The following is a 22138-nucleotide window of genomic DNA, read 5'->3' as shown; positions in this document are numbered from 1 at the left end:
CCCCCCAGTAAACTCGCGCGCTTTCCTCTTTGCCCTCCCGGAGCCCATCCACCATGTACCAGCACGTCACGGTGCCCGAAGGCGGCCAGAAGATCACGGCCAACGCCGACGCCACGCTCAATGTGCCTGACCAGCCCATCATTCCCTTCATCGAGGGTGACGGTGTGGGCGTGGACATCACGCCGGTCATGCTCCAGGTGGTGGATGCCGCCGTCGAGAAGGCTTATGGCGGTGCCCGCAAGATCCATTGGATGGAGGTCTATGCCGGCGCCAAGGCTGCGCGGCTCTACGGCCCCGAGGTCTCGCTGCCCCTTGAGACCGTGCAGGTCCTCAAGGACTACCTGGTCTCCATCAAGGGCCCGCTCACCACGCCCGTGGGTGGCGGCATCCGCTCGCTCAACGTGACGCTGCGGCAGGAGCTGGACCTCTACGTCTGCCTGCGCCCGGTGCAGTACTTCGACGGTGTGCCCAGCCCGGTGAAAGAGCCGCACAAAGTCGACATGGTCATCTTCCGTGAGAACTCGGAAGACATCTATGCCGGCATCGAGTTCGAGGCCGGCAGCGACAGCGCGCGCCGCCTGATCAAGTTCCTGCAGGACGAACTCGGGTCCAAGAAGGTCCGCTTCCCCGAGACCTCGGGCGTGGGCGTCAAGCCCGTGTCACAAGAGGGCACCGAGCGCCTGGTGCGCAAGGCCATCCAGTACGCCATCGACAACGACAAGCCCAGCGTCACCCTGGTGCACAAGGGCAACATCATGAAGTTCACGGAAGGCGCCTTCCGGGACTGGGGCTATGGCCTGGCGCAGAAGGAGTTCGGCGCCACCCTCATCGACGGCGGCCCCTGGTGCCGCCTCACCAACCCGAGGACGGGCCGCACGATCACCATCAAGGACGTGATCGCCGACGCCTTCCTGCAGCAGATCATCCTGCGCCCGGCAGAGTACTCGGTGATCGCCACGCTCAACCTCAATGGCGATTACATCTCCGACGCGCTCGCCGCGCAGGTGGGCGGCATCGGCATTGCGCCGGGCGCCAATATGTCGGACAGCATCGCCGTGTTTGAAGCGACGCACGGCACCGCGCCCAAGTACGCCGGCAAGGACTACGTGAACCCCGGCTCAGAGATCCTTTCGGCCGAGATGATGCTGCGCCACATGGGCTGGACCGAGGCCGCCGACCTGCTGCTGGCCAGCATGGGCCGCGCCATCCTGACCAAGAAGGTCACCTACGACTTCGCCCGCCTGATGGAGGGCGCGATCCAGGTGTCCTGCTCGGGCTTTGGCAAGGTGATGATCGAGCAGATGGACGAGGCCTGAGGCCTCGCTTCAGTAGATGAGCTTGCCGCGGCTGTCGATCACGCCAATGTCCACGAAGGCGCTGCCCTCGTTGGATTTGCTGAAGTTGACGACGTAGCCGCCGATGTCGAGGTTGCCCAGGCCCTTGAGCGCACGGGCCAGTGAGTCGGCATTGATCTCGCCATTGACCTGGCGCAGCCCTTCCACCAGCACCCGGGCGCTGACATAGCCTTCCAGATGGAAGGCCGTCCAGGCCTTGGCGCCGGGCTGTAGTGCGCGCATGGCGGATTGGAAGTCGCGCTGCAGACGCAGCGAGACGCCATTCGGGTTGGGAAAGGTCTGGGCAATGCCCACGCCGCGCGCGCCGTCCTCGCCCGCCAGCTTGTAGGCCAGGCCGGCTGGCATGTAGGACAGCGCAAAGAGGAACTGCCGCGCCCCAGCCTTGCGCAGCGCCGCCACCGCGTCGGCCATGAACTTGGGCGCGCCAATGACCACGACGGCCTGTGGCTGGGCCGCCAGGGCCTGCGTGGCCGCAGCGGTCAGGGCGTCGGCGTCGGGTTTGGCGAGTGTGCCGTTGACGCTGAGCGGCGTCTGGCCCGCCTGTGCGGCCAGCTCCTGCACCACCTTGAGCCCGGCGGTGCCGATGGGCAGGTCCTGGTACAGCACGCCGAGCCGGCTCACGCCCAGGGTGCGGGCGTGCTGCACGATCTTTTCCAACTGCTGCCGGTCGCTGGCGCGCACGTGAAAGAGCAGCGGGTGCCCCGGCTTGCGGAAGGGCTCCGAGCCCGGGATCGCGTTGATGACGGCGATGGCGTGGCGGTCCAGCAGCTTCTCGTTGACCAGCTTGCCCAGCGCCCCGGAGCCGATCGGGGAGATCAGCGCCACCGGCTTGCGTGGCAGCGCGGCCTGCAGTTGCCGCGCAAAGCCGTCCGCGGTGAACTGGTCGTCCAGCTCAAACAGCTCGATGCTGCGACCACGGACGCCGCCCGCCCGGTTGACCTGCTGGAACACCGCACGCGCACCTTCGTTGATCTCCTTGGCGTCGGGCGAGGGCAGGCCGGTGAAGGGCCCGATCTGCGCGACCACGATGGGTTGCGCCTGCGCGGCCAGCCCCACCAGCACAGCGCCCAGCACGGCGCCCAGCTGGCGCAAGAGTTGGCCCGTCCAGGCAATGCATTGCATGTCGCCTCCGTCTTCATATCGTTAGACAGGCTAAGTATGCGTGCACTTGGGCGCCCGCGCGTGCCCTCATTCGCAGGGGCGCCGGCCATGCAAAAGGGGCGCACGCGGCGCCCCTTGGATGAAAGACAGCGATCGAGCGTCAGGCAGCCAGGCTTTGCAGGATGCTGTTGAAGGTGCTGCTCGGCCGCATCACGGCGTCCATCTTGGCCACGTCGGGCAGGTAGTAGCCGCCGATGTCGGCCGGCTTGCCTTGCACGGCCTTGAACTCGTCAACGATCTTGGTCTCGTTGGCGGTCAGGGCTTCAGCCAGGGGCTTGAAGCGGGTGGCCAGCTCGGCGTCTTCCGTCTGCGCGGCCAAGGCCTGGGCCCAGTACAGCGTCAGGTAGAAGTGGCTGCCGCGGTTGTCGAGCTCGCCGGTCTTGGGGCTGGGGCCCTTGCCGTTGTCCAGCAGCTTGCCGGTGGCGGCGTCGAGGGCCTTGGCCAGCACCTTGGCCTTGGCGTTGCCGGTCTTGATGCCCAGCTCTTCAAAGCTCACGGCCAGGGCCAGGAACTCGCCGAGCGAATCCCAGCGCAGGTGGTTCTCTTCCACCAGCTGCTGCACGTGCTTGGGGGCCGAGCCGCCGGCGCCCGTCTCGTACATGCCGCCACCGGCCATCAGGGGCACGATGGACAGCATCTTGGCGCTGGTGCCCAGCTCCATGATGGGGAAGAGGTCGGTCAGGTAGTCGCGCAGGATGTTGCCGGTGGCGCTGATGGTGTCGAGGCCGCGGATCACGCGCTCCAGCGTGTAGCGCATGGCGCGCACCTGGCTCATGATCTGGATGTCGAGCCCGGTGGTGTCGTGCTCGTGCAGGTACATCTTGACCTTGGTGATCAGCTGCGCCTCGTGCGGGCGGTAGGCATCGAGCCAGAAGACCACCGGCATGCCGGAGTTGCGGGCGCGGTTGACGGCCAGCTTGACCCAGTCGCGGATGGCGGCGTCCTTGCACTGGCACATGCGCCAGATGTCGCCTTGCTCGACGTCCTGGCTCATCAGCACTTCGCCGGTGGCCAGGTCGGTGATGTTGGCGACACCGTCCTCGGGGATCTCGAAGGTCTTGTCGTGCGAGCCGTATTCCTCGGCCTGCTGGGCCATCAGGCCGACGTTGGGCACCGTGCCCATGGTGCGCGGGTCGAAGGCGCCGTGCCATTTGCAGAAGTTGATCATCTCCTGGTAGATCCGGGCGAAGGTCGATTCCGGCATCACGGCCTTGACTTCCTTCAGGCGGCCATCGGCGCCGTACATCTTGCCGCCGCTGCGGATCATGGCCGGCATCGAGGCGTCCACGATCACGTCGTTGGGCGAGTGGAAGTTGGTGATGCCCTTGGCCGAATCGACCATGGCCAGCTCGGGGCGGTGCTCCTGGCAGGCGTGCAGGTCGCGCTTGATCTCGTCCTGCTTGCTCTGCGGCAGCGCGGCGATCTTGGTGTAGAGATCGACCATGCCGTTGTTGACATTGATGCCCAGCTCGTCGAAGAGCTTGCCGTGCTTCTCGAAGGCTTCCTTGTAGAAGATCTTGACGCAGTGGCCGAACACGATGGGGTGCGAGACCTTCATCATGGTGGCCTTGACGTGCAGCGAGAACATCACACCGGTCTTGCGCGCGTCCTCGATCTCCTTCTCGTAGAAGTCCAGCAGGGCCTTCTTGCTCATGAACATGGAGTCGATGACCTCGCGGTCGAGCAGCGCGACCTTGGGCTTCAGGACGATGGTTTTGCCGCTCTTGGTGATGAGCTCCATCTTCACGTCACGGGCGCGGTCCAGGGTCATGGACTTCTCACCGTGATAGAAGTCGCCGGCGTGCATGTGCGAGACGTGCGAGCGCGAGGCAGCGCTCCAGGCGTCCATGCGGTGCGGGTTCTTGCGGGCATATTCCTTGACGGCCTTGGGCGCACGGCGGTCGGAGTTGCCCTCGCGCAGCACCGGGTTCACGGCCGAGCCGATGCACTTGTTGTAGCGGGCGCGGATGTCCTTCTGCTCGTCGGTCTCGGGCTTCTCGGGGAAGTCGGGGATCTTGTAGCCCTTGTCCTGCAGCTCCTTGATCGCGGCCTTGAGCTGGGCGACGGAGGCGCTGATGTTGGGCAGCTTGATGATGTTGGCTTCGGGCTTGAGCGTGAGTTTGCCCAGCGCGGCGAGGTTGTCCGGGGCGCGTTGTTCCTCGCTCAGGTACTCGGGGAACTGGCCCAGGATGCGCCCCGCGACCGAGATGTCGCTGGTGACGACGTCGATGCCGGCCTGCGCGCCAAAGCGCTGGACGACGGGCAGCAAGGAGGCGGTGGCCAGACGAGGGGCTTCGTCGGTCAGGGTGTAAACGATCTGGCTCTTGTCGGCGCTCATGGCATGGGTCCCGGTGGTCCTGAGGGTGGAGAGGGCGCGGCGCCAGGCGCCGCAACTGCGTAGCCCGCAACTCTAGCAAGCGGGCCCCCGTCAGGGGGCGCGGCCGCCTTCGCGGTGCACACCTGGTGGGTTGTCGCCACGCCTGAACTTGGGGCGTCAGGCTCATGTCATGGCGTGCTTTCCCGATCCATGCGGGTAGGGGCCGGGTGCTAGGCTCTGCGGCATGCCCAAGAGCCCCGCCGCGCACCCCGTCAAGCCGGGGCGCATTGGGGCCCGCTGGCTCGGCCCCTGGGTGGCCGAGGTGAACGGTGCCACGCTGCGGGCCGATGCGCTGGCCGCTGTGCTCGCGGCAGTGCTGGCGGTGCCGCAGGGCATTGCCTTTGCGGCGCTGGCCGGGGTGCCGCCCGCGTGGGGCCTGTATGCCTCCATCCTGCCCACGGCGGTGGCAGCGCTGCTGGGCGCCAGCCGCCTGATGATCACGGGGCCTACCAATGCGCTCTCGCTGGCGCTCAGCGCCGGGCTGGCGCCGCTCGCCGTGGCCGGTAGCCCCGAGTACCTGCGCCTGGCGCTGGCCTTGACGCTGTTCGTGGGCGTCATCCAGTTGGCAGTGTGGGCGCTGCGCCTGGGGGCCGTCACGCATTTCATCTCGCCGACGGTGCTGCTCGGCTTCACCAGCGGAGCAGCGCTGCTGATTGCGCTGCACGCCGCGCAGGCCTGGAGGCAGGAGGCCGGCGATGCCCGCGCAACCCTGCTCGTGGGGGCGCTGGCCCTGGGGCTGGCCGCAGCGGCACGACGCTGGTGGCCGCGTGCGCCGGGCTTGCTGCTGGCGCTGGGGGCGGCCACGTTGCTGGCGGCCATCGGGGCCTGGCAGTGGGGCTGGCAATTGGCCACCGTGGCGGCGCCGGCCGAGGCCTGGCCTCCGCTGGCCTGGCCGGCGCTGCAGTGGCAGGACCTGCCGCGCCTGGCCACGTTGGCGCTGGCGCTCACGCTGGTGGCCCTGGGGCAGAGCATCGCCATCGCCAAGGCACTGGCCGCGCGCACCGGCCAGGCCTTTGACGTGAACCGCGAATGCCTGGGCCAGGGCCTGGCCAATGTGGCGGGGGCGTGCAGCTCGGCGCTGGTGAGCTGTGGCTCGCTCAACCGCTCGGCCCCGCACATCGAGGCCGGCGCTCGCACGCCGCTGGCGGCCGTGATGGCGGCGGTGTTGGTGCTGCTGCTGGTGGGCTGGGCGGGGGCTGCGCTGGCCTGGGTGCCGATGGCGGCCATTGATGCGTTGCTGCTGCTGGTGGCCTGGAGCCTGGTGGACCTTGGCCAGTGGCGCGAGCTGTGGCGCGTGGACCGGCGCGAGGCGGGCGTGGCGGCCGGTACGCTGGTGGCCACCTTGGCGCTGCCGCTGGAGGTGGCCGTGCTGGCCGGCGTGGCGGCGTCCCTGGTGCTCTACCTGCACCGCACTGCGCACCCGGCGCTGCGCAGCATGGGTTTTGCAGCTGCGCCGTTGCCGGGCAGCGAGCGCCGCTTCGTCGTGCTGGAGCCCGGGGCGCCTGAGTGCCCGCAGCTCAAGCTGCTGCGCATGGAAGGCCCGGTCTGGTACGGCGCCGAGGCCCATGTGGCCGAGACCCTGCGCCAGCTGCGCGAGCCCGATGCCAACGGCGCCTCACCGCCGAGTCACCTGCTGGTGATGGGCAAGAGCATGAACTTCATCGACCCCGCAGGCGCGGCACTCTGGGAGCGCGAGCGCGCGCTGCGCAGCCAGCCGGGGCAGGGCCTGTATTTCCACCGGCCTCGCCCGGAGGTGCTGGTGGCCTGGGAGCGCAGCGGCTTCCTGCAGCGGCTGGGGCCGGGCCACATCTTCCCGGACAAGCGCAGCGCCATCGCAGCCATCGTGCCGCAGCTGGACCCTGCGGTGTGCGCACACTGCCGGGCGCGGGTCTTTGAAGAGTGTGGGGCTCAGCCTGGGGCGGCGCCCGGCTGAACGCCTTTCACCACTGGCCGTAGAAGACGCCAGCCTGCTTGTGCTGGTTGGTGCGCTGCTCGATGAACTCGTCGCTCACCGTCGTGCGGTGTTTGCGCCGGGCCAGGAAGTCGAGCAGCTGCTCGCGCATCTGGCGGCGCACCGCTTCGGTGGCGGGCTCGCGCCCGAGGTCGACCAGTTGGTTGGGGTCGGCCTGCAGGTCATAGAGCTGTTCGGGCAGATCGAGCCAGTAGACATAGCACCAGCGCGTGGTGCGCAGCGAGAAGGCGCGTGATTGCTGCGGCGAGCGGCCCAGCTGCAGGCGCGCCTCGCGGAAGCTGTAGTCCAGCTCGCTGTAGACGGCCTGGCGCCACGCAGGCTGCTGGCCATGCAGCAGCGGCAGCAGGCTCTCGCCCTCGATGCGGTGGTGCGGGATGGGCAGGCCCAGTGCGTCCAGCACGGTGGGCACCACGTCCACGCACTCCACAAAGCGCTCGTCGGTGCTGCCCCGCGTGACGTCGGCCTCGGGGCGGGGGTCCACCACGATGAAGGGCACGCGCTGCACGGTGTCGTAGAACAGCTCCTTCTCGCCCAGCCAGTGGTCGCCGAGGAAGTCGCCATGGTCAGCGCAGAAGATGATCAAGGTGTCCTTGAGGCGGCCGAGTTGGTCCATGGCCTCGAAGAGCCGGCCGAGGTGGTCGTCGAGCTGATGGATCAGCCCCTGGTAGGCGGGGCGCACCTTGCGCACCACCTCGTCGCGCGCAAAGGCCAGGCATTCCTCGTGTTGGCGGTAGGCGGCCAGGGCGGGGTGGGCGTCGGCCAGCTCGGCCTCGGTCTTGACCGTGGGCAGGCATTGGTCATCGCGGTAGCGCGCGTGATAGGGCGACGGGGCCATATAGGGCCAGTGCGGCTTCACATAGCTGAGGTGCAGCACCCAGGGGCGGCTGCCCTGGCGGCGCATGAAGCCGATGGCTTGGTCGGTCATGTAGGCGGTTTCGGAGTGCGCCTCGGCCACGCGTGCGGGCAGGTGCACGTTGCGCATCTGCCAGCCGCTCACCACCTGCCCAGCCTTGTCGATGGCCGAGATCACGTAGTCGCTCCAGGGGTGCTCGCTGGCATAGCCCTGGTCCCGCAGGAAGCGCGAGTAGGCGTCGCCCGGGCCGGTTTCGTGATGGCCGTCGTAGCGCTCGACCTCGCGGAAGCCGCCGTGCGCCAGCAGATGCCCGAGCTCGGTCTGGCCCTCGATGGACAGGCGCTTGAGGCCCTCGATGTCGGGCAGCACATGGGTCTTGCCGGCCAGCCACAGGTCCTGCCCGCCTCCTGCGGCGCGCAGGTACTCGCCCAGCGTCATCTCGCCCACCGAGAGCGGCACGCGGTTCCAGGTGGCGCCGTGGCTGATGGGGTAGCGGCCGGTGTAGTAGCTCATGCGGCTGGGGCCACAGACGCCGCTGTTCACATAGGCCTGCGTGAAGCGCACGCCGCGTGCGGCCAGTGCATCGATGTTGGCCGTGCGCAGATAGGGGTGACCGGCGCAGGACACATGGTCCCAGCGCAGCTGGTCCGACATGATGAAGAGGACGTTCATCCTCGGGGCAGCAATCAATCCAAGCAATCAATCCAGTCCGAGCTGGATCTTGCGCGCGATCTCGCCCCATTTCTTGGAGTCGGCGGCCAGCACGGCGGCGGTCTTGGCGCCGTCATAGCCCACCACGACCTGGTCGCTGGCCTTGAGGCGGGCCACCACGTCGGGCGCCCTCAGCGCTTCAAGCAAGGCCGCGCGGAACTTCTGCACGATGGCCTCCGGCGTGCCCTTGGGGGCCATCGCGACCAGGTAGAAGTTGGCCTCATAGCCCTTGATGCCGGCCTCGGCTACGGTGGGCACATCGGGCAGGGCGGGCGAGCGCGTGGCGCTGGACACCGCGAGCGCGACCAGTTTGCCCGCTGCGACATGCGGGAGCACCGTGGGGCCGGCCAAAAATCCGCAGGGCACTTGGCCCCCCAGTACATCCTGCGTGGCCGGCCCCGGGCCTTTATAGGGAATGTGGGTCATGTCGAAGCCGGCCAGCGACTGCAGCAGCTCCATCGTCAGGTGGCCGGGTACGCCGAGGCCGCCTGAGGCGTAGTTCATGCGCTGGCCCTTGGCCTTGGCGACCAGTTCCGTCACCGTGTGAACGCCCACGCTCGGGTGGCAGACCAAGGTCTGCCCAAACTGGGTGAGCATGGCCACGGGGATCAGGTCGTCGGGCTTGAAGCCCAGCGATTTGTAGACGTGCGGGTTGACCGTGAAGGTCGTGTCGGTGGAGACCAGCCAGGTGTGGCCGTCGGGCGCCGCGCGCGAGACCTCGGCGGTGCCCAGGTTGCCGCCGGCGCCGGGCTTGTTGTCGATCACCAGCGGCTGCTTGAGGCTGACGAGCATCTTCTCGCCCGCAGCCCGCATCACGATGTCACTGGGCCCCCCGGGCGGGTAGGGCAGCACGATGCGGATCGGCTTTTCCGGCCAGGCGGTCTGCGCGCCGCTCAGCAGGGGCAGGCACAGGCTCAGGGCAAGCAGCAGCGATCGGGTCATGCGGGTCTCCGGGGTAGCGGTGTCCACCAGGGGAAGCTCCCCTCTGGCGGACGCAATCTAGCCCCCGTAGCATGGATTGATCTAATCAATCCACCCCCGGGTGAACGCTGATGTCCCAGCCCTCGCAGCGCCTGCGCGACCCCCAGTCCGTTGAAGACCTGCTGCTCTACCGCCTGGGGCGGCTCTACGCCACGGCTGGCAGCATGGTGGTGCGGCTGTGCGAGGGCGAGTTCGGCATCACCCGGCGCGAGTGGCGCTTCATCGGCTGGCTGGGCGGTGCGGGGCCGACTCAGCCTTCGGTGCTGGCCGAGCGCGCAGCGCTGGACCGCGCCCGCACCTCGCGCACCTTGTCCACGCTCACCGAGAAAGGCTTGGTCAGCCGCGTGCCCTTGCCGAGAGATCGGCGGCTCATCGTCGTGGACCTCACCGACGCAGGGCGGGCGCTCTACCAGCGCATCCTGCCCCGCGTGGCCGCACTCAATCGCGAGTTGTTGGCCGGCCTGGACGATGCCAGCGTGGCCACCCTGACCCAGGCGCTCGACACGCTGCAGTCACGCGCCACCGGCTTGCTGGCCACCACGCCTCTGCCCAAGGCCGAGCGCCGGCGCGGCCGGGCGGGGTTCACCCACCAGCGCTGACCCGGCGGCAGAAAAAAGCCCCGCACCCCCTTACGGGTTGCGGGGCTGACGATTCGAGAACGGTGCCTGGCGGGCGGGGCCCAGCCTCAGGCAGCTTCGCTCGAAGGTGCCGTCTCCATCGGCGTGATGTTCTGCGCCAGCTGGCCCTTGGGGCCCTGCACCAGTTCGAACTGGACCTGGCTGCCCTGCTTCAGCGTGCGAAACCCTTCCATCTGGATTGCCGAGAAATGGGCAAAAACGTCACCGCCACCGGCCTCGGGTTCGATGAACCCAAACCCCTTGGCGTCGTTGAACCACTTCACTTTGCCCACAGCCATGATCCAGCCTCCATCGTTGTAGTTACTTCGAGGTGCATTTTTCCGGTAGCGCTAGCATTGGCCCATTAGGAGCCGCCCGGTTGGGGCAGACCCTCACTTTCGTGGGATGAACAAACAAAGTCGACGCGGTAGTAAAACGACTCGAAAAGCCCTTGTCCACGGGCGTAGGGCCTTTTCCGGCCAACCCTAGAATCAAGGCATGGTCGCGGCTGAATTTGTTCGAATCGTTAACCAGGCTATGCCTCCCGCACCCGCCCAACCCGGCGGCGGCGAGGGCGATGGCAGCGTGGCGCTCGAACGGGTTCCGCAGCGCACCGAACCCCCCCGCCTGTATCAGGTGTTGCTGCTCAATGACGATTTCACGCCGATGGAATTCGTCGTCATGGTTTTGCAGGAGTATTTCCGGCACGACCTCGATACGGCGACCCAGATCATGCTCAAAATCCACCACGAGGGGCGCGGGGTCTGTGGGGTCTATACCCGGGACGTTGCGTCCACGAAGGTGGAACTGGTGCTGGCCGCTTCCCGGCGGGCGGGCCACCCCCTTCAATGCACGATGGAGGCCGCATGATTGCGCAAGAGCTTGAGGTCAGCCTGCACATGGCGTTTGTGGAGGCTCGGCAGCAGCGGCACGAGTTCATCACCGTGGAGCACCTGCTGCTCGCGCTGCTGGACAACCCCAGCGCCGCCGAGGTGCTGCGCGCCTGTGCCGCCAATGTGGACGATCTGCGCAAGAGCCTGACGCAGTTCATCAAGGAAAACACGCCGACCGTGGGTGGCACCGACGAGGTGGACACCCAGCCGACCCTGGGCTTCCAGCGCGTCATCCAGCGCGCCATCATGCATGTGCAAAGCACGGGCAATGGCAAGAAGGAAGTGACCGGCGCCAACGTCATCGTGGCCATCTTTGGCGAGAAGGACTCGCACGCCGTCTACTACCTGCACCAGCAGGGCGTGACGCGCCTGGACGTCGTCAACTTCATCGCCCACGGCATCAAGAAGACCGAGCCCGAGCCCCCCAAGCAGCCCGAGAACCCCTCGGGCGGCCAGGAAGGCGAGCGCGAGGAAGCGGGCGAGCAAGGCGCAGCCAAGGCCTCGCCGCTGGAGCAGTTCACCCAGAACCTCAACCAGCTCGCCAAGGACGGCAAGATCGACCCGCTGATCGGCCGTGAGCCCGAGGTGGAGCGCGTGGTGCAGGTGCTGTGCCGCCGCCGCAAGAACAACCCGCTGCTGGTGGGCGAAGCCGGCGTGGGCAAGACCGCCATCGCCGAAGGCCTGGCCTGGCGCATCACCGAGGGTGCCGTGCCCGAAGTGCTGGCCGACAGCGTCGTCTACGCGCTCGACATGGGCGCGCTGCTGGCCGGCACCAAGTACCGCGGCGACTTTGAGCAGCGCCTCAAGTCCGTGCTCAAGGCGTTGAAGGAGCAGCCGCATGCGGTGCTCTTCATCGACGAGATCCACACCCTGATCGGCGCCGGCGCGGCGTCGGGTGGCACGCTGGACGCCAGCAATCTGCTCAAGCCGGCGCTGTCCAGTGGGGCGATGAAGTGCATCGGCGCCACCACTTTCACCGAGTACCGCGGCATCTTCGAAAAGGACGCGGCGCTGTCGCGGCGCTTCCAGAAGATCGATGTGGCCGAGCCTTCGGTGGAGCAGACCATCGAGATCCTCAAGGGCCTCAAGTCGCGCTTCGAGGAGCACCACAGCGTGCGCTATGCGCTCGGGGCCCTGCAGGCGGCGGCCGAGCTGTCAGCCAAGTACATCAACGACCGCCACCTGCCCGACAAGGCCATCGACGTGATCGACGAGGCCGGCGCCGCCCAGCGTGTGCTGCCCAAGAGCAAGCAGAAGAAGACCATCACGCGTGCTGAGGTCGAGGACATCGTCGCCAAGATCGCGCGCATCCCGCCCGCCTCGGTGTCGAGCGACGACCGCAGCAAGCTCAAGACCCTGGACCGCGATTTGAAGAGCGTGGTGTTCGGGCAAGACCCGGCCATCGACGCGCTGGCGGCCGCCATCAAGATGGCGCGCTCAGGCCTGGGCCGTCCGGACAAGCCGATCGGCTCCTTCCTCTTCAGCGGCCCCACCGGCGTGGGCAAGACTGAGGTGGCCAAGCAGTTGGCCTACATCCTCGGTGTCGAGCTGATCCGCTTCGACATGTCCGAGTACATGGAGCGCCACGCGGTGAGCCGCCTCATCGGCGCGCCTCCCGGCTATGTGGGCTTTGACCAGGGCGGCCTGCTGACCGAGGCCGTCACCAAGAAGCCGCATGCCGTGCTGCTGCTCGACGAGATCGAGAAGGCCCACCCCGACGTCTTCAATGTGCTGCTGCAGGTCATGGACCACGGCACGCTGACCGACAACAACGGGCGCAAGGCCGACTTCCGCAACGTCATCATCATCATGACGACCAATGCGGGCGCCGAGATCATGAACAAGTCGACCATTGGCTTCACCACCCAGCGTCAGCAGGGCGATGAGATGGCCGACATCAAGCGCCTGTTCACGCCCGAGTTCCGCAACCGGTTGGACGCCATCGTGTCCTTCCGCGCGCTGGACGAGGACATCATCCTGCGCGTGGTCGACAAGTTCCTGCTGCAGTTGGAGAGCCAACTCGGCGAGAAGAAGGTCGAGGTCACCTTCACCGACGCGCTGCGCCAGATGCTGGGCAAGAAGGGCTTCGACCCGCTGATGGGCGCACGCCCCATGCAGCGCCTGATCCAGGACACCATCCGCCGCGCGCTGGCCGACGAGTTGCTGTTCGGTCGCCTGGTCGATGGGGGCCGCTTGACGGTCGATGTCGATGCCGACGAGCAGGTCAAGCTCGACATCCAGTCCACCGGCAAGCCTTCCAAGGATGGCAAGCCGCGGGCTGAAGCAGCGACGGTCTGATCAAGGGCCAGGCGCCTCAGCGGGCCTAGCCGTAGAACCCACCCAGCAGCGCGAAGAGCTCCGGCTCCTCGCGCTGAATTTCTTTGGGCGCGATGAAGAAGGCCTCGGTCGCGACGGCAAAGAACTCTTCCACCGCCTCGGCGCCATAGGGGTCGATCAAGGTTTCCTCCCCGGCATCCACGCGTGCACAGAAGCGCTCCCAGGCGGGATCGATGACGGCGACCCAGGCTTCACGTTCCGCCGCTGAGGCGAGCAGAGGCACGCCATCGGCCACGCCATCCTCCATGTCCAGCACATGGGCGAACTCGTGGATGACGACGTTGTAGACGGCGTCGGTGCCCACCAGCGCCGGGTCATCACTGCTGGCGACGGCCTGCCAGGCGAGCATGACCGGGCCGCCCTCCATGGCCTCGCCGGCCAGCTCTTCGTCGTAGGCGTGGACGATGCCGTCGTCATCAAGCACCTCGCGGCGCGCCACGACCTCGCCCTCGTGCATCACGATGCCCACGAAGCCCTCGTAGTGCTGGAGGCCGAGGTACAGGATGGGCAGGCAGGCTTGTGCCGCCACAGCCACGGCGATTTCGTCGGTGACCTCAAAGCCGTTTGCGCCGTGGAACTCCTTGGTGGCCAGGAAGAGGCTGGAGAGGCGCCGCAAGCGGGCAAGGTCGGCCGCGCTGCGCTGCGCGAGGAAGGGGTGGCGCAGCAGCGTCAACTGCCACAGCGTGTCGGGGATGGCGTGCCGGGCGACGTGCTGCTCGTCGCGCCAATCACGCCAGCGCTCGAGCCAGGCGCTCAGCATTCAAGCGCGATGCGTTCCAGCCCGGCCGCACTGAGGCGCAGCACGTCGCCGCGAGTGGCGGTGTCGAAGTCCCAGTCCGACAGCACATGGCGCCGCAGGCCGTCGCCCAATTCGTGTGTGGCCGGCCGATGGGTGTGGCCGTGGATCATCTCCATCGCACCAGCGGTTTGCAGTTGAGCGCGGCAGGTGTCGGCGTCCAGGTCGGCGTGCGCGAGCATGGCGGCCTGGGCACTGCGGCTGGCGTCGCGCGCTTGGGCGGCAAAGGCGCGGCGCTCGGCCAGGGGTTTGGCCAGAAAGGCCTGCTGCCAGGCCGGGTTGCGCAGTTGCAAGCGCAGTTGCTGGTAGGCGGCATCGCCCAGGCATTGCGCATCGCCATGGCTCAGCAGCCAGCGACGGCCAAAGGCTTCCAGCACGGTCGGGTCGGCCAGTGGCGGCGGCATGCCGCAGGCGGCCAGCATGTCGGCGCCGACGAGGAAGTCGCGATTGCCGGGCATGAAGAAGAGCGCGCGCCGGCTGCTGGCGGCCTTGAGCATCTGCACGACGCTGTGCTCGCAGGGCGCAAAGCGGGCGTCGTCGCCAACCCAGACTTCGAACACATCGCCCAGCAGGAACACGGCCTGGGCCGGCGTCTCGGCCAGGTGGCGTGCCAGCCGCGCGAGGGTGCGCGGTGTCTCCGGGCCGAGGTGCAGATCCGACAGCAGATCAATCTGCTGCCAGTGCGGCTCGGCCCGCAGCACCGGGATCAAGACAGTTCGACCGCGCGCTCGATCACCACGGCATCGACCGGCACGTCGCGGTGGAAGCCAGCATTGCTGGTGCGGACCTTCTCGATCTCGTCCACCACGGCCGTGCCTTCGACGACCTTGCCGAACACCGCATAGCCCCAGCCGTCCTGGCTGCTGGCGCGGTCCAGGAAGGCGTTGTCGGCGGCGTTGATGAAGAACTGCGCCGTGGCCGAGTGCGGTGCATTGGTGCGCGCCATGGCCAGGGTGTACTTGAGGTTTTGCAGGCCGTTGGCCGACTCGTTTTCGACGGCGGCGTCGGTCGGCTTCTGGTTCATGCTGGCATCAAAGCCACCGCCCTGGATCATGAAGCGCTTGATCACGCGGTGAAAGATGGTGCCGTCGTAGTGGCCCTTGCGCACATAGGCGAGGAAGTTCTCGACCGTCTTGGGTGCCTTTGCGGCATCCAGCTCGATCTTGATGACGCCGAGATTGGTGGTCAGTTCGACTTGCGGATTGGTGCTCATTTCGGGGTGGGCTCGATCAGAGCCTTGGTGATGAGGATGGGGGTGACGGGAAAGTGCTGGTGCACGCCTTGAGGCGCCACCGGCACGACGCGGATCTTGTCGACGACGTCCATGCCTTCGATGACCTTGCCAAAGACCGCGTAACCGGGCTTTTCTTCGGTCCGATTCAGGAAGGCGTTGTCGACCACGTTGATGAAGAACTGCGAGTTGGCCGTGTTGGGCTCGGACATGCGCGCCATGGCGACGGTGCCGCGCACGTTGAGCAGGCCGTTGGCGGACTCAAGCGGGATGGGCGGCTTGGTGGGGCGCTGGTTCAGCTTGGCGTCATAGCCGCCGCCCTGGATCATGAAGTTCTCGATCACGCGGTGGAAGACGGTGCCGTTGTAGTGCCCGGCCTTCACGTACTGCAGAAAGTTGGCGACGGTCTTGGGGGCCTTTTCGGCATCCAGCTCGATGCGGATCTCGCCTTCGGTGGTGATGAGCTTGACGGTCTGCGCCTGCGCGAGGGTGGCGGCGAGCAGGGTGGCGACGGCAATCAGGGATCGAAACATGGCGAGGGCTCCAGAGCTGCGGGGCTCAATGGGTCAAGTTGAGGTCGCGGGTCAGGGACTGCGTGCGCTGCAGCTTGGTCTGCACCGATGGCGTGGCGGGTGTCGGCCCCTGGGCGGCTCGTTCGTAGGCACGCGCGGCCAGCCGCAGCAGCACGTCGCCCAGGTTCTCCTGAGCCTGCTGGTGGTCGGGCTGCAGGCGCAGCGCTTGTTCCAGCGAGTCGCGGGCGCCGTCCAGGTCGCCCGCGGCCGCTTGCAGCACGGCGAGGTTGTTGTGCGGGTCGGCGAGGTCAGGATGTTCCTGCGTCAGCGCCTGGAAGACGGCGCGGGCGCGGGCCTGCTGGCCCAGCTCCATGGCCATCACCCCGAGCGCAAAGCGCAGGCGGAGGTCGTCGGGCGTCTTCTTGAGGGCCGCCTCGACCTGGGCGACAGCCTCGCCGCGCCGCTGCGCCAGCCACAGCCGCTGGGCCTCGGCCAGCTCGTCGGCGCGCGCAGGCACGGCGCAAGCCAGCGTCAGCAGGGCCAGCAGGGCGCGAAAGGGGAGGGGGAGCATCGGTCTCGTGGGGCAGGGGGCGCTGGGGGTGGCCCGCTATACTGGATTTCATTCTATGGGCCGCGTCTGCGCGGCTTTCGTTTTTGGGGCCTTCGCCCCCACATCCCCCTCCCCCTTGCGATGTCCCTGCGTGTCTACAACTCGCTGAGCCGAGCCGTCGAAGATTTTCAACCCCTCGTGCCCGGCCAGGTCGGTATGTACGTCTGCGGGATGACCATCTACGACCTCTGCCACATGGGGCATCTGCGGATGATGATGGCCTTTGACGTGGTCTACCGTTGGCTCAAGGCCAGCGGCTTCCAGGTCACTTACGTGCGCAACATCACCGACATCGACGACAAGATCATCAAGCGCGCGCTGGAGCGGGGCATTCCCATCCGCCAGCTCACCGAAGAGATGACCGAGGCGATGTATGAAGACTTCGCCAAGGTCGGCGTTGAGCGCCCCACCCACGAGCCGCGCGCCACGCAGTACGTGCCGCAGATGCTGTCCCTGATCGAGCGCCTCGAAGCCCGTGGCCTGGCCTATCGGGCCGACAACGGCGACGTGAACTACGCGGTGCGCAAGTTCGACGGCTACGGCAAGCTCTCGGGCAAGAGCCTCGATGACCTGCGGGCTGGCGAGCGCATTGCCGTGGACGGCGCCAAGCACGATCCGCTCGACTTCGTGCTCTGGAAGGCCGCCAAGCCCGAGGAGCCGGCCGACGCCAAGTGGGACGGCGCCTACGGTGCCGGTCGGCCCGGCTGGCACATCGAGTGCTCGGCCATGAGCTGCGCGGTGCTGGGTGAGCAGTTCGACATCCATGGCGGTGGTCAGGACCTGCAGTTCCCCCACCACGAGAACGAAATCGCCCAGAGCCAGGGCGCTGGCTATCCGTTTGCGCGCTACTGGCTGCACAACGGCTTCCTTAATATCGATGGCGAGAAGATGTCCAAGAGCCTGGGCAACTTCTTCACCATCCGCGATGTGCTGGCCAAGTTCGACGGCGAGACCCTGCGCTTCTTCATGCTGCGCACGCACTACCGCCGGCCGTTCAACTTCAGCGACAGCCACCTGGAAGACGCCCGCGTGGCGCTGACCCGGCTCTACACGACGCTCGACGCCGTGCCGCCCGCCGAGGTCCAGGTCGACTGGACCCAAGGCCCGGCAGCCGACTTCAAGGCCGCGATGGACGAGGACTTCGGCACGCCGGGGGCCCTGGCCGTGCTGTTCGATCTGGCGAATGAGGTCAATCGCGATCGCGCGCCCGCACAGGCCGGGCTGCTCAAGGCGCTGGGCGCGGTGCTCGGCATCCTGCAGGGCGACCCGCGGGCCTACCTGCAAGGTGGCGGCAGTGCCGACGATGCCGCCTGGATCGAGGAGCGCATCGCCGCCCGGGCGGCCGCCAAGGCTGCGCGCGACTTTGCCGGGGCCGACGCCATTCGCGCCGAGCTGACGGCCAAGGGCGTGACGCTCAAGGACGGCCCGACGGGCACCACCTGGGTCAAGAGCTGATGGCCCCCAAGGGAAGCGAAGCGGGCGTCACGCCCGACTACTGGGACGACGCCTGCAAGCACTTGGTCCGCCGTGACCGTGTGCTCAAGAAGCTCATCCCCCAGTTCGGCGAGGCCCGGCTGCAAAGCCGGGGCGATGCCTTTGCGACCCTGGCGCGCTCCATCGTCGGTCAGCAGATCTCGGTCAAGGCCGCGCAGTCGGTCTGGGACCGCTGGGCCGGCCTGATGCCCGGCAAGCTGCAGCCGGCGCAGGTCCTGAAGCTTGGGGTCGACGAGCAGCGCGGCGCCGGCCTCTCGGCCCGCAAGGTCGAGTACCTGCACGATCTGGCCGCTCACTTCGACGCTGGCCAGGTTCATGTGCGCCAATGGGCGCAGATGGACGACGAAGCCATCATTGACGAACTGGTCGCCATCCGCGGCATCGGCCGCTGGACGGCCGAGATGTTCCTGATATTTCACCTGATGCGCCCCAACGTACTTCCGTTGGACGATGTGGGCCTGATGAAGGGCATCAGCCTCAATTACTTCTCGGGCGAGCCGGTGTCGCGCGCCGAAGCCCGCGAGGTGGGTGAGGCCTGGGCCCCCTACCGCTCGGTGGCGGTTTGGTACATTTGGCGCAGCCTCGACCCGCTGCCAGTGGATTACTGATGAGTAAAAAACACTTCCTCGAGTTTGAGAGCGGTATCGCCGAACTTGAAACCAAGATCGACGAACTGCGCTATGTACAGAGCGAGTCAGCCGTGGACATCTCTGAAGAGATCGACCGGCTGTCCAAGAAGAGCCAGCAGCTCACCAAAGACGTCTACGCCAACCTGGCGCCGTGGCAGGTCTACCAGATCGCCCGGCACCCCCAGCGTCCGCAGACCCTCGACTACTGCGCCGAGGTCTTCACCGAGTTCACCGAGCTGCACGGCGACCGCCACTTTGCCGACGACGCCGCCATCGTGGGCGGCATCGCGCGCTTCAATGGTCAGTCCTGCATGATCATCGGCCACCAGCGCGGCGCCGATGCCAAGGAGCGCACGCTGCGCAACTTCGGAATGCCCCGCCCGGAGGGCTATCGCAAGGCCCTGCGCCTGATGAAGCTGGCCGAGAAGTTCGGCATGCCCGTGTTCACCTTCATCGACACCATGGGTGCCTACCCCGGCATTGGTGCCGAGGAGCGCGGCCAGAGCGAAGCCATCGGCCGCAACATCCTGGAGATGGCCCAGCTCGAAGTGCCCATCGTCGCCACCGTGATCGGTGAAGGCGGCTCGGGCGGCGCCCTGGCCATCGGCGTGGCCGACCAGGTGCTGATGCTGCAGTTCAGCGCCTACTCGGTGATCTCGCCCGAGGGCTGCGCCTCCATCCTCTGGAAGAGCAGCGAGCGGGCCTCTGAAGCCGCCGAGGCGCTGGGCATTACGGCCCACCGCCTCAAGGCGCTGGGCCTGATCGACAAGATCGTCAACGAGCCTGTGGGCGGCGCCCACCGCGACGCCAAGCAGGCCTCGTCCAACCTCAAGCGCGCGCTCTCGGATGCGCTGCGCCAGGTCAGCGATCTCAAGACCCGCGAACTGCTGGACCGCCGCTATGAGCGGCTGCAGGCCTATGGCCGGTTCGGCGACACCAAGGCCCGCTGAGCCCCCCGCCGCCGCGCCATGCGGCGGCTTTGACATCGCCGTCGCCTTCAGCGGCGGCCTCGATTCCACCGCCCTGCTGCATGCCACCGCCCGCTCCTGCGGGGGGCGGCGTGTGCTGGCCTTGCACGTCAACCATGGGCTGCAAGCGGCCAGCGAAGCCTGGGAGGTGCATTGCCGCGCGCAGGCTGCAGCGCTGGGCGTCGGCTTTGCCAGCGTCCAACTGAGCGGCAAGCCAGCGCCCGGTGAGAGCATCGAAGCCTGGGCCCGTGCAGGCCGCCACGCCGCCCTGCAGGCCATGAGCTTGGACGCTGGCGCCGACCTGCTGCTGCTGGCTCACCACCGCCGCGACCAGGCCGAAACCTGGTTGCTGCAGGCCATGCGCGGGGCTGGCTTGGCCGGGCAGGCGGCGATGCCGGCCGCCCAGTGGCGCGACGGCGTTTGCTGGGCCCGGCCCTGGCTGGCACAGCCACGTGAGCGCATCGAGGCCTATGCGCACGAACATGGCCTGCGCTGGATCGAAGACCCCAGCAATGCCGACCCGCGCTTTGCCCGCAATGCCTTGCGCCAGCATTGGGCTGCGTTTGCCGAGGCCGAGGCGGGGTTGGCGCAGTCCGCCGTCTGGGCGCAGCAAGCGCTGCACCTGGCCGAAGAGGTGGCCGAGGCCGATTTGGGCGTGGTGGCGCCGGCTGGCCCGTTAGATCTGGCCGCCTGGGCCGGCCTCACGCCGGCGCGTGCCAGCAATGCGCTGCGTGCCTGGCTGGCAGAGCAGGTCGGGCAGGCCCCAGCGAGCCTGGTTCAGCGACTGGTGCGAGAACTCGCACCTGCCGCCTCGGCACGCTGGCCCGCGCCCGGTGGCTGGCTGGAGGCCTACCGAGGGCAACTGCAATGGCGGCCTCAGTCTGAATCGCTGCAAGGCACTGAGCGCCTGCTCGACCTGTCCCAGCCGGGTTGCTACCCGCAGCCCGATTGGGGCGGCGTTTGGCGTGTGGCGGCGACGGAGCATGGCGGGGTCCCGGCCGAGTGCCTGCGTGCGCTGCGCCAGCACGCGCGTGTGGGGGGGGAACAGTTCCAGTCCGCCCCGCGCAGCACCGCTCGGGCACTGAAGAAGGCCTACCAAAGCGCAGCCCTCTCGGCCAGCCAACGGGGCGGCCCTTTGCTGTCACTCGGCGAGCACTTGCTGTACGCCCCGGGCCTGGGGCTGGATGCCCGGGCCAGCCAGCTGCCGGGCCAGCCGCGCTTCTTCATCGAATGGCAAGCGGACCCAGACTTGCCTCAGGGCGAAGGGGCGGCGAGCCCGAGTGAATAAAATCGAGGGTTTGCGAGCGAGTCTCGCTCCGCAGCCTTCGCAAAACACATGGCACTCATCGTTCACAAATACGGCGGCACCTCGATGGGGTCGACCGAGCGCATCCGCAATGTCGCCAAGCGCGTCGCCAAATGGGCGCGTGCCGGCCACCAGATGGTGGTCGTGCCCTCGGCCATGAGCGGCGAAACCAACCGCATCCTGGGCCTGGCGAAGGAGCTGATGCCCAATGCCAACACGGCCGCCGCCATGCGCGAGCTGGACATGATCGCCTCCACTGGCGAGCAGGTCTCGGTCGGGCTGCTGGCCCTGGCCCTGCAGGCCGAAGGCATGGAGGCTGTCAGCTACAGCGGCTGGCAGGTGCCCATCGCCACCGATTCGTCCTACACCAAGGCCCGCATCGAGAGCATCGACGACCAGCGCGTGCGCGCCGATCTGGCCGCTGGCAAGGTCGTCGTGATCACGGGCTTCCAGGGTGTGGATGCCAACAAGAACATCACCACGCTTGGCCGTGGCGGCTCTGACACCTCGGCCGTGGCCGTGGCGGCCGCGATGAAGGCCGACGAGTGCCTGATCTACACCGATGTGGACGGCGTCTACACCACCGACCCGCGCGTGGTGCCCGAGGCGCGGCGCTTGTCCACCATCACCTTTGAGGAGATGCTGGAGATGGCCTCGCTGGGCTCCAAGGTGCTGCAGATCCGCAGTGTGGAGTTCGCGGGCAAGTACCGCGTGCCGCTGCGCGTGCTCTCCAGCTTCACGCCCTGGGACATCGACATCAACGAAGAGGCCAAGTCCGGCACGCTGATCACTTTTGAAGAGGACACAAACATGGAACAAGCCGTCGTTTCGGGCATCGCCTTCAACCGTGACGAGGCCAAGGTGACGCTGCTGGGCGTGCCCGACAAGCCCGGTATCGCTTACCAGATCCTCGGTGCCGTGGCCGACGCCAACATCGAAGTGGACGTCATCATCCAAAACGTCAGCCACGACGGGAAGACCGACTTCAGCTTCACCGTCCACCGCAACGACTACAGCCGCGCGCTCGACCTGCTGCAGAACAAGGTCGGCCCCGACACCGGCGCCGCGCAGGTGCTGGGCGACGCCAAGATCTGCAAGGTGTCCATCGTCGGCATCGGCATGCGCTCGCACGTGGGCGTGGCCAGCAAGATGTTCCGCGCGCTGAGCGAAGAGGGCATCAACATCCAAATGATCTCGACCAGCGAGATCAAGACCTCGGTCGTGCTCGACGAGAAGTACATGGAGCTGGCTGTGCGCGCCCTGCACAAGGCCTTCGACCTGGACGCGCCGGCCGCTGCCTGATTCTCGGGACGAGGGCGCGCGTCGTATAGAATG

General features: G+C 67.4%; 20 protein-coding genes. 10 read left to right on the top strand and 10 right to left on the bottom strand.

Features of this window, described 5'->3' with window-relative positions; translation table 11 throughout:
• The first annotated feature begins 53 nt into the window (after positions 1 to 53).
• Positions 54 to 1316, top strand: a complete 1263-nt coding sequence (icd, locus tag ABDJ85_RS08125) for an NADP-dependent isocitrate dehydrogenase (protein ID WP_347704252.1) — start codon at positions 54 to 56, stop codon at positions 1314 to 1316.
• A gap of 9 nt (positions 1317 to 1325) precedes the next feature.
• On the opposite strand, the gene ABDJ85_RS08120 is transcribed toward icd, so the two are convergent.
• Positions 1326 to 2477: an ABC transporter substrate-binding protein gene (locus ABDJ85_RS08120; protein ID WP_347704251.1), complete on the bottom strand. Its 1152-nt coding sequence runs from the start codon at positions 2475 to 2477 to the stop codon at positions 1326 to 1328.
• 139 nt (positions 2478 to 2616) lie between these two features.
• Entirely contained in the window at positions 2617 to 4854 is a 2238-nt protein-coding gene (locus ABDJ85_RS08115; RefSeq protein WP_347704250.1) for an NADP-dependent isocitrate dehydrogenase, read from the bottom strand.
• A gap of 223 nt (positions 4855 to 5077) precedes the next feature.
• Between ABDJ85_RS08115 and ABDJ85_RS08110 the strand changes: the two genes are divergently transcribed.
• Positions 5078 to 6826: a SulP family inorganic anion transporter gene (locus ABDJ85_RS08110; protein WP_347704249.1), complete on the top strand. Its 1749-nt coding sequence runs from the start codon at positions 5078 to 5080 to the stop codon at positions 6824 to 6826.
• A 7-nt stretch (positions 6827 to 6833) separates the two neighbouring features.
• On the opposite strand, the gene ABDJ85_RS08105 is transcribed toward ABDJ85_RS08110, so the two are convergent.
• Complete coding sequence (locus ABDJ85_RS08105; protein WP_347704248.1) at positions 6834 to 8390, bottom strand: sulfatase-like hydrolase/transferase; 1557 nt, start codon at positions 8388 to 8390, stop codon at positions 6834 to 6836.
• Between the two features lie 27 nt (positions 8391 to 8417).
• Positions 8418 to 9371, bottom strand: coding sequence for a Bug family tripartite tricarboxylate transporter substrate binding protein (locus tag ABDJ85_RS08100; RefSeq protein WP_347704247.1), 954 nt, complete (start codon positions 9369 to 9371; stop codon positions 8418 to 8420).
• Between the two features lie 110 nt (positions 9372 to 9481).
• On the opposite strand from ABDJ85_RS08100, the gene ABDJ85_RS08095 reads away from it, so the two are divergent.
• Complete coding sequence (locus tag ABDJ85_RS08095; protein ID WP_347704246.1) at positions 9482 to 10009, top strand: MarR family winged helix-turn-helix transcriptional regulator; 528 nt, start codon at positions 9482 to 9484, stop codon at positions 10007 to 10009.
• Between the two features lie 86 nt (positions 10010 to 10095).
• On the opposite strand, the gene ABDJ85_RS08090 is transcribed toward ABDJ85_RS08095, so the two are convergent.
• Entirely contained in the window at positions 10096 to 10326 is a 231-nt protein-coding gene (locus ABDJ85_RS08090; protein WP_347704245.1) for a cold shock domain-containing protein, read from the bottom strand.
• Positions 10327 to 10564: 238 nt separating this feature from the next.
• Between ABDJ85_RS08090 and clpS the strand changes: the two genes are divergently transcribed.
• Positions 10565 to 10897 (top strand): ATP-dependent Clp protease adapter ClpS, encoded by a 333-nt coding sequence (clpS, locus tag ABDJ85_RS08085; protein WP_347704873.1) that lies wholly within the window; start codon positions 10565 to 10567, stop codon positions 10895 to 10897.
• Entirely contained in the window at positions 10894 to 13218 is a 2325-nt protein-coding gene (gene clpA, locus ABDJ85_RS08080; protein WP_347704244.1) for an ATP-dependent Clp protease ATP-binding subunit ClpA, read from the top strand. Before clpS ends, clpA begins: the two co-directional genes overlap by 4 nt.
• Before the next feature lie 25 nt (positions 13219 to 13243).
• Here the strand turns inward: clpA and ABDJ85_RS08075 are convergent, their stop codons facing one another.
• The 5 genes from ABDJ85_RS08075 to ABDJ85_RS08055 are packed head-to-tail and all read right to left on the bottom strand — an operon-like array spanning position 13244 to position 16367.
• A complete protein-coding gene (locus ABDJ85_RS08075) occupies positions 13244 to 14017 on the bottom strand; it encodes a M90 family metallopeptidase (protein WP_347704243.1) in 774 nt (257 codons plus the stop codon).
• Complete coding sequence (locus ABDJ85_RS08070; protein ID WP_347704872.1) at positions 14011 to 14754, bottom strand: UDP-2,3-diacylglucosamine diphosphatase; 744 nt, start codon at positions 14752 to 14754, stop codon at positions 14011 to 14013. Before ABDJ85_RS08070 ends, ABDJ85_RS08075 begins: the two co-directional genes overlap by 7 nt.
• A 5-nt stretch (positions 14755 to 14759) precedes the next feature.
• Positions 14760 to 15266, bottom strand: a complete 507-nt coding sequence (locus ABDJ85_RS08065) for a peptidylprolyl isomerase (RefSeq protein ID WP_347704242.1) — start codon at positions 15264 to 15266, stop codon at positions 14760 to 14762.
• Positions 15263 to 15817: a peptidylprolyl isomerase gene (locus ABDJ85_RS08060; RefSeq protein WP_347704241.1), complete on the bottom strand. Its 555-nt coding sequence runs from the start codon at positions 15815 to 15817 to the stop codon at positions 15263 to 15265. Before ABDJ85_RS08060 ends, ABDJ85_RS08065 begins: the two co-directional genes overlap by 4 nt.
• Before the next feature lie 25 nt (positions 15818 to 15842).
• Complete coding sequence (locus tag ABDJ85_RS08055) at positions 15843 to 16367, bottom strand: tetratricopeptide repeat protein (protein WP_347704240.1); 525 nt, start codon at positions 16365 to 16367, stop codon at positions 15843 to 15845.
• A 120-nt stretch (positions 16368 to 16487) separates the two neighbouring features.
• Here ABDJ85_RS08055 and cysS point away from each other — a divergent pair, with 120 nt between their 5' ends.
• From cysS to ABDJ85_RS08030, 5 genes are read left to right on the top strand one after another with little or no spacing between them, the layout of a single operon-like run.
• A complete protein-coding gene (cysS, locus tag ABDJ85_RS08050) occupies positions 16488 to 17861 on the top strand; it encodes a cysteine--tRNA ligase (RefSeq protein WP_347704239.1) in 1374 nt (457 codons plus the stop codon).
• Entirely contained in the window at positions 17861 to 18508 is a 648-nt protein-coding gene (locus ABDJ85_RS08045) for a DNA-3-methyladenine glycosylase family protein (RefSeq protein ID WP_347704238.1), read from the top strand. Before cysS ends, ABDJ85_RS08045 begins: the two co-directional genes overlap by 1 nt.
• Complete coding sequence (locus ABDJ85_RS08040; RefSeq protein WP_347704237.1) at positions 18508 to 19479, top strand: acetyl-CoA carboxylase carboxyltransferase subunit alpha; 972 nt, start codon at positions 18508 to 18510, stop codon at positions 19477 to 19479. The genes ABDJ85_RS08045 and ABDJ85_RS08040 overlap by 1 nt, the downstream gene beginning before the upstream one ends.
• Positions 19448 to 20785 carry a tRNA lysidine(34) synthetase TilS gene (tilS, locus tag ABDJ85_RS08035; RefSeq protein WP_347704236.1) on the top strand — a complete coding sequence of 446 codons (1338 nt, stop codon included), beginning with the start codon at positions 19448 to 19450 and terminating at the stop codon, positions 20783 to 20785. The genes ABDJ85_RS08040 and tilS overlap by 32 nt, the downstream gene beginning before the upstream one ends.
• A gap of 48 nt (positions 20786 to 20833) precedes the next feature.
• Positions 20834 to 22105 carry an aspartate kinase gene (locus ABDJ85_RS08030; RefSeq protein ID WP_347704235.1) on the top strand — a complete coding sequence of 424 codons (1272 nt, stop codon included), beginning with the start codon at positions 20834 to 20836 and terminating at the stop codon, positions 22103 to 22105.
• Positions 22106 to 22138 lie beyond the last annotated feature (33 nt).

Source organism: Roseateles paludis (assembly GCF_039872745.1).
In the GTDB taxonomy this organism is placed as follows: domain Bacteria; phylum Pseudomonadota; class Gammaproteobacteria; order Burkholderiales; family Burkholderiaceae_C; genus Pelomonas; species Pelomonas paludis.
This window is presented reverse-complemented; position numbering and strand designations above follow the sequence as displayed.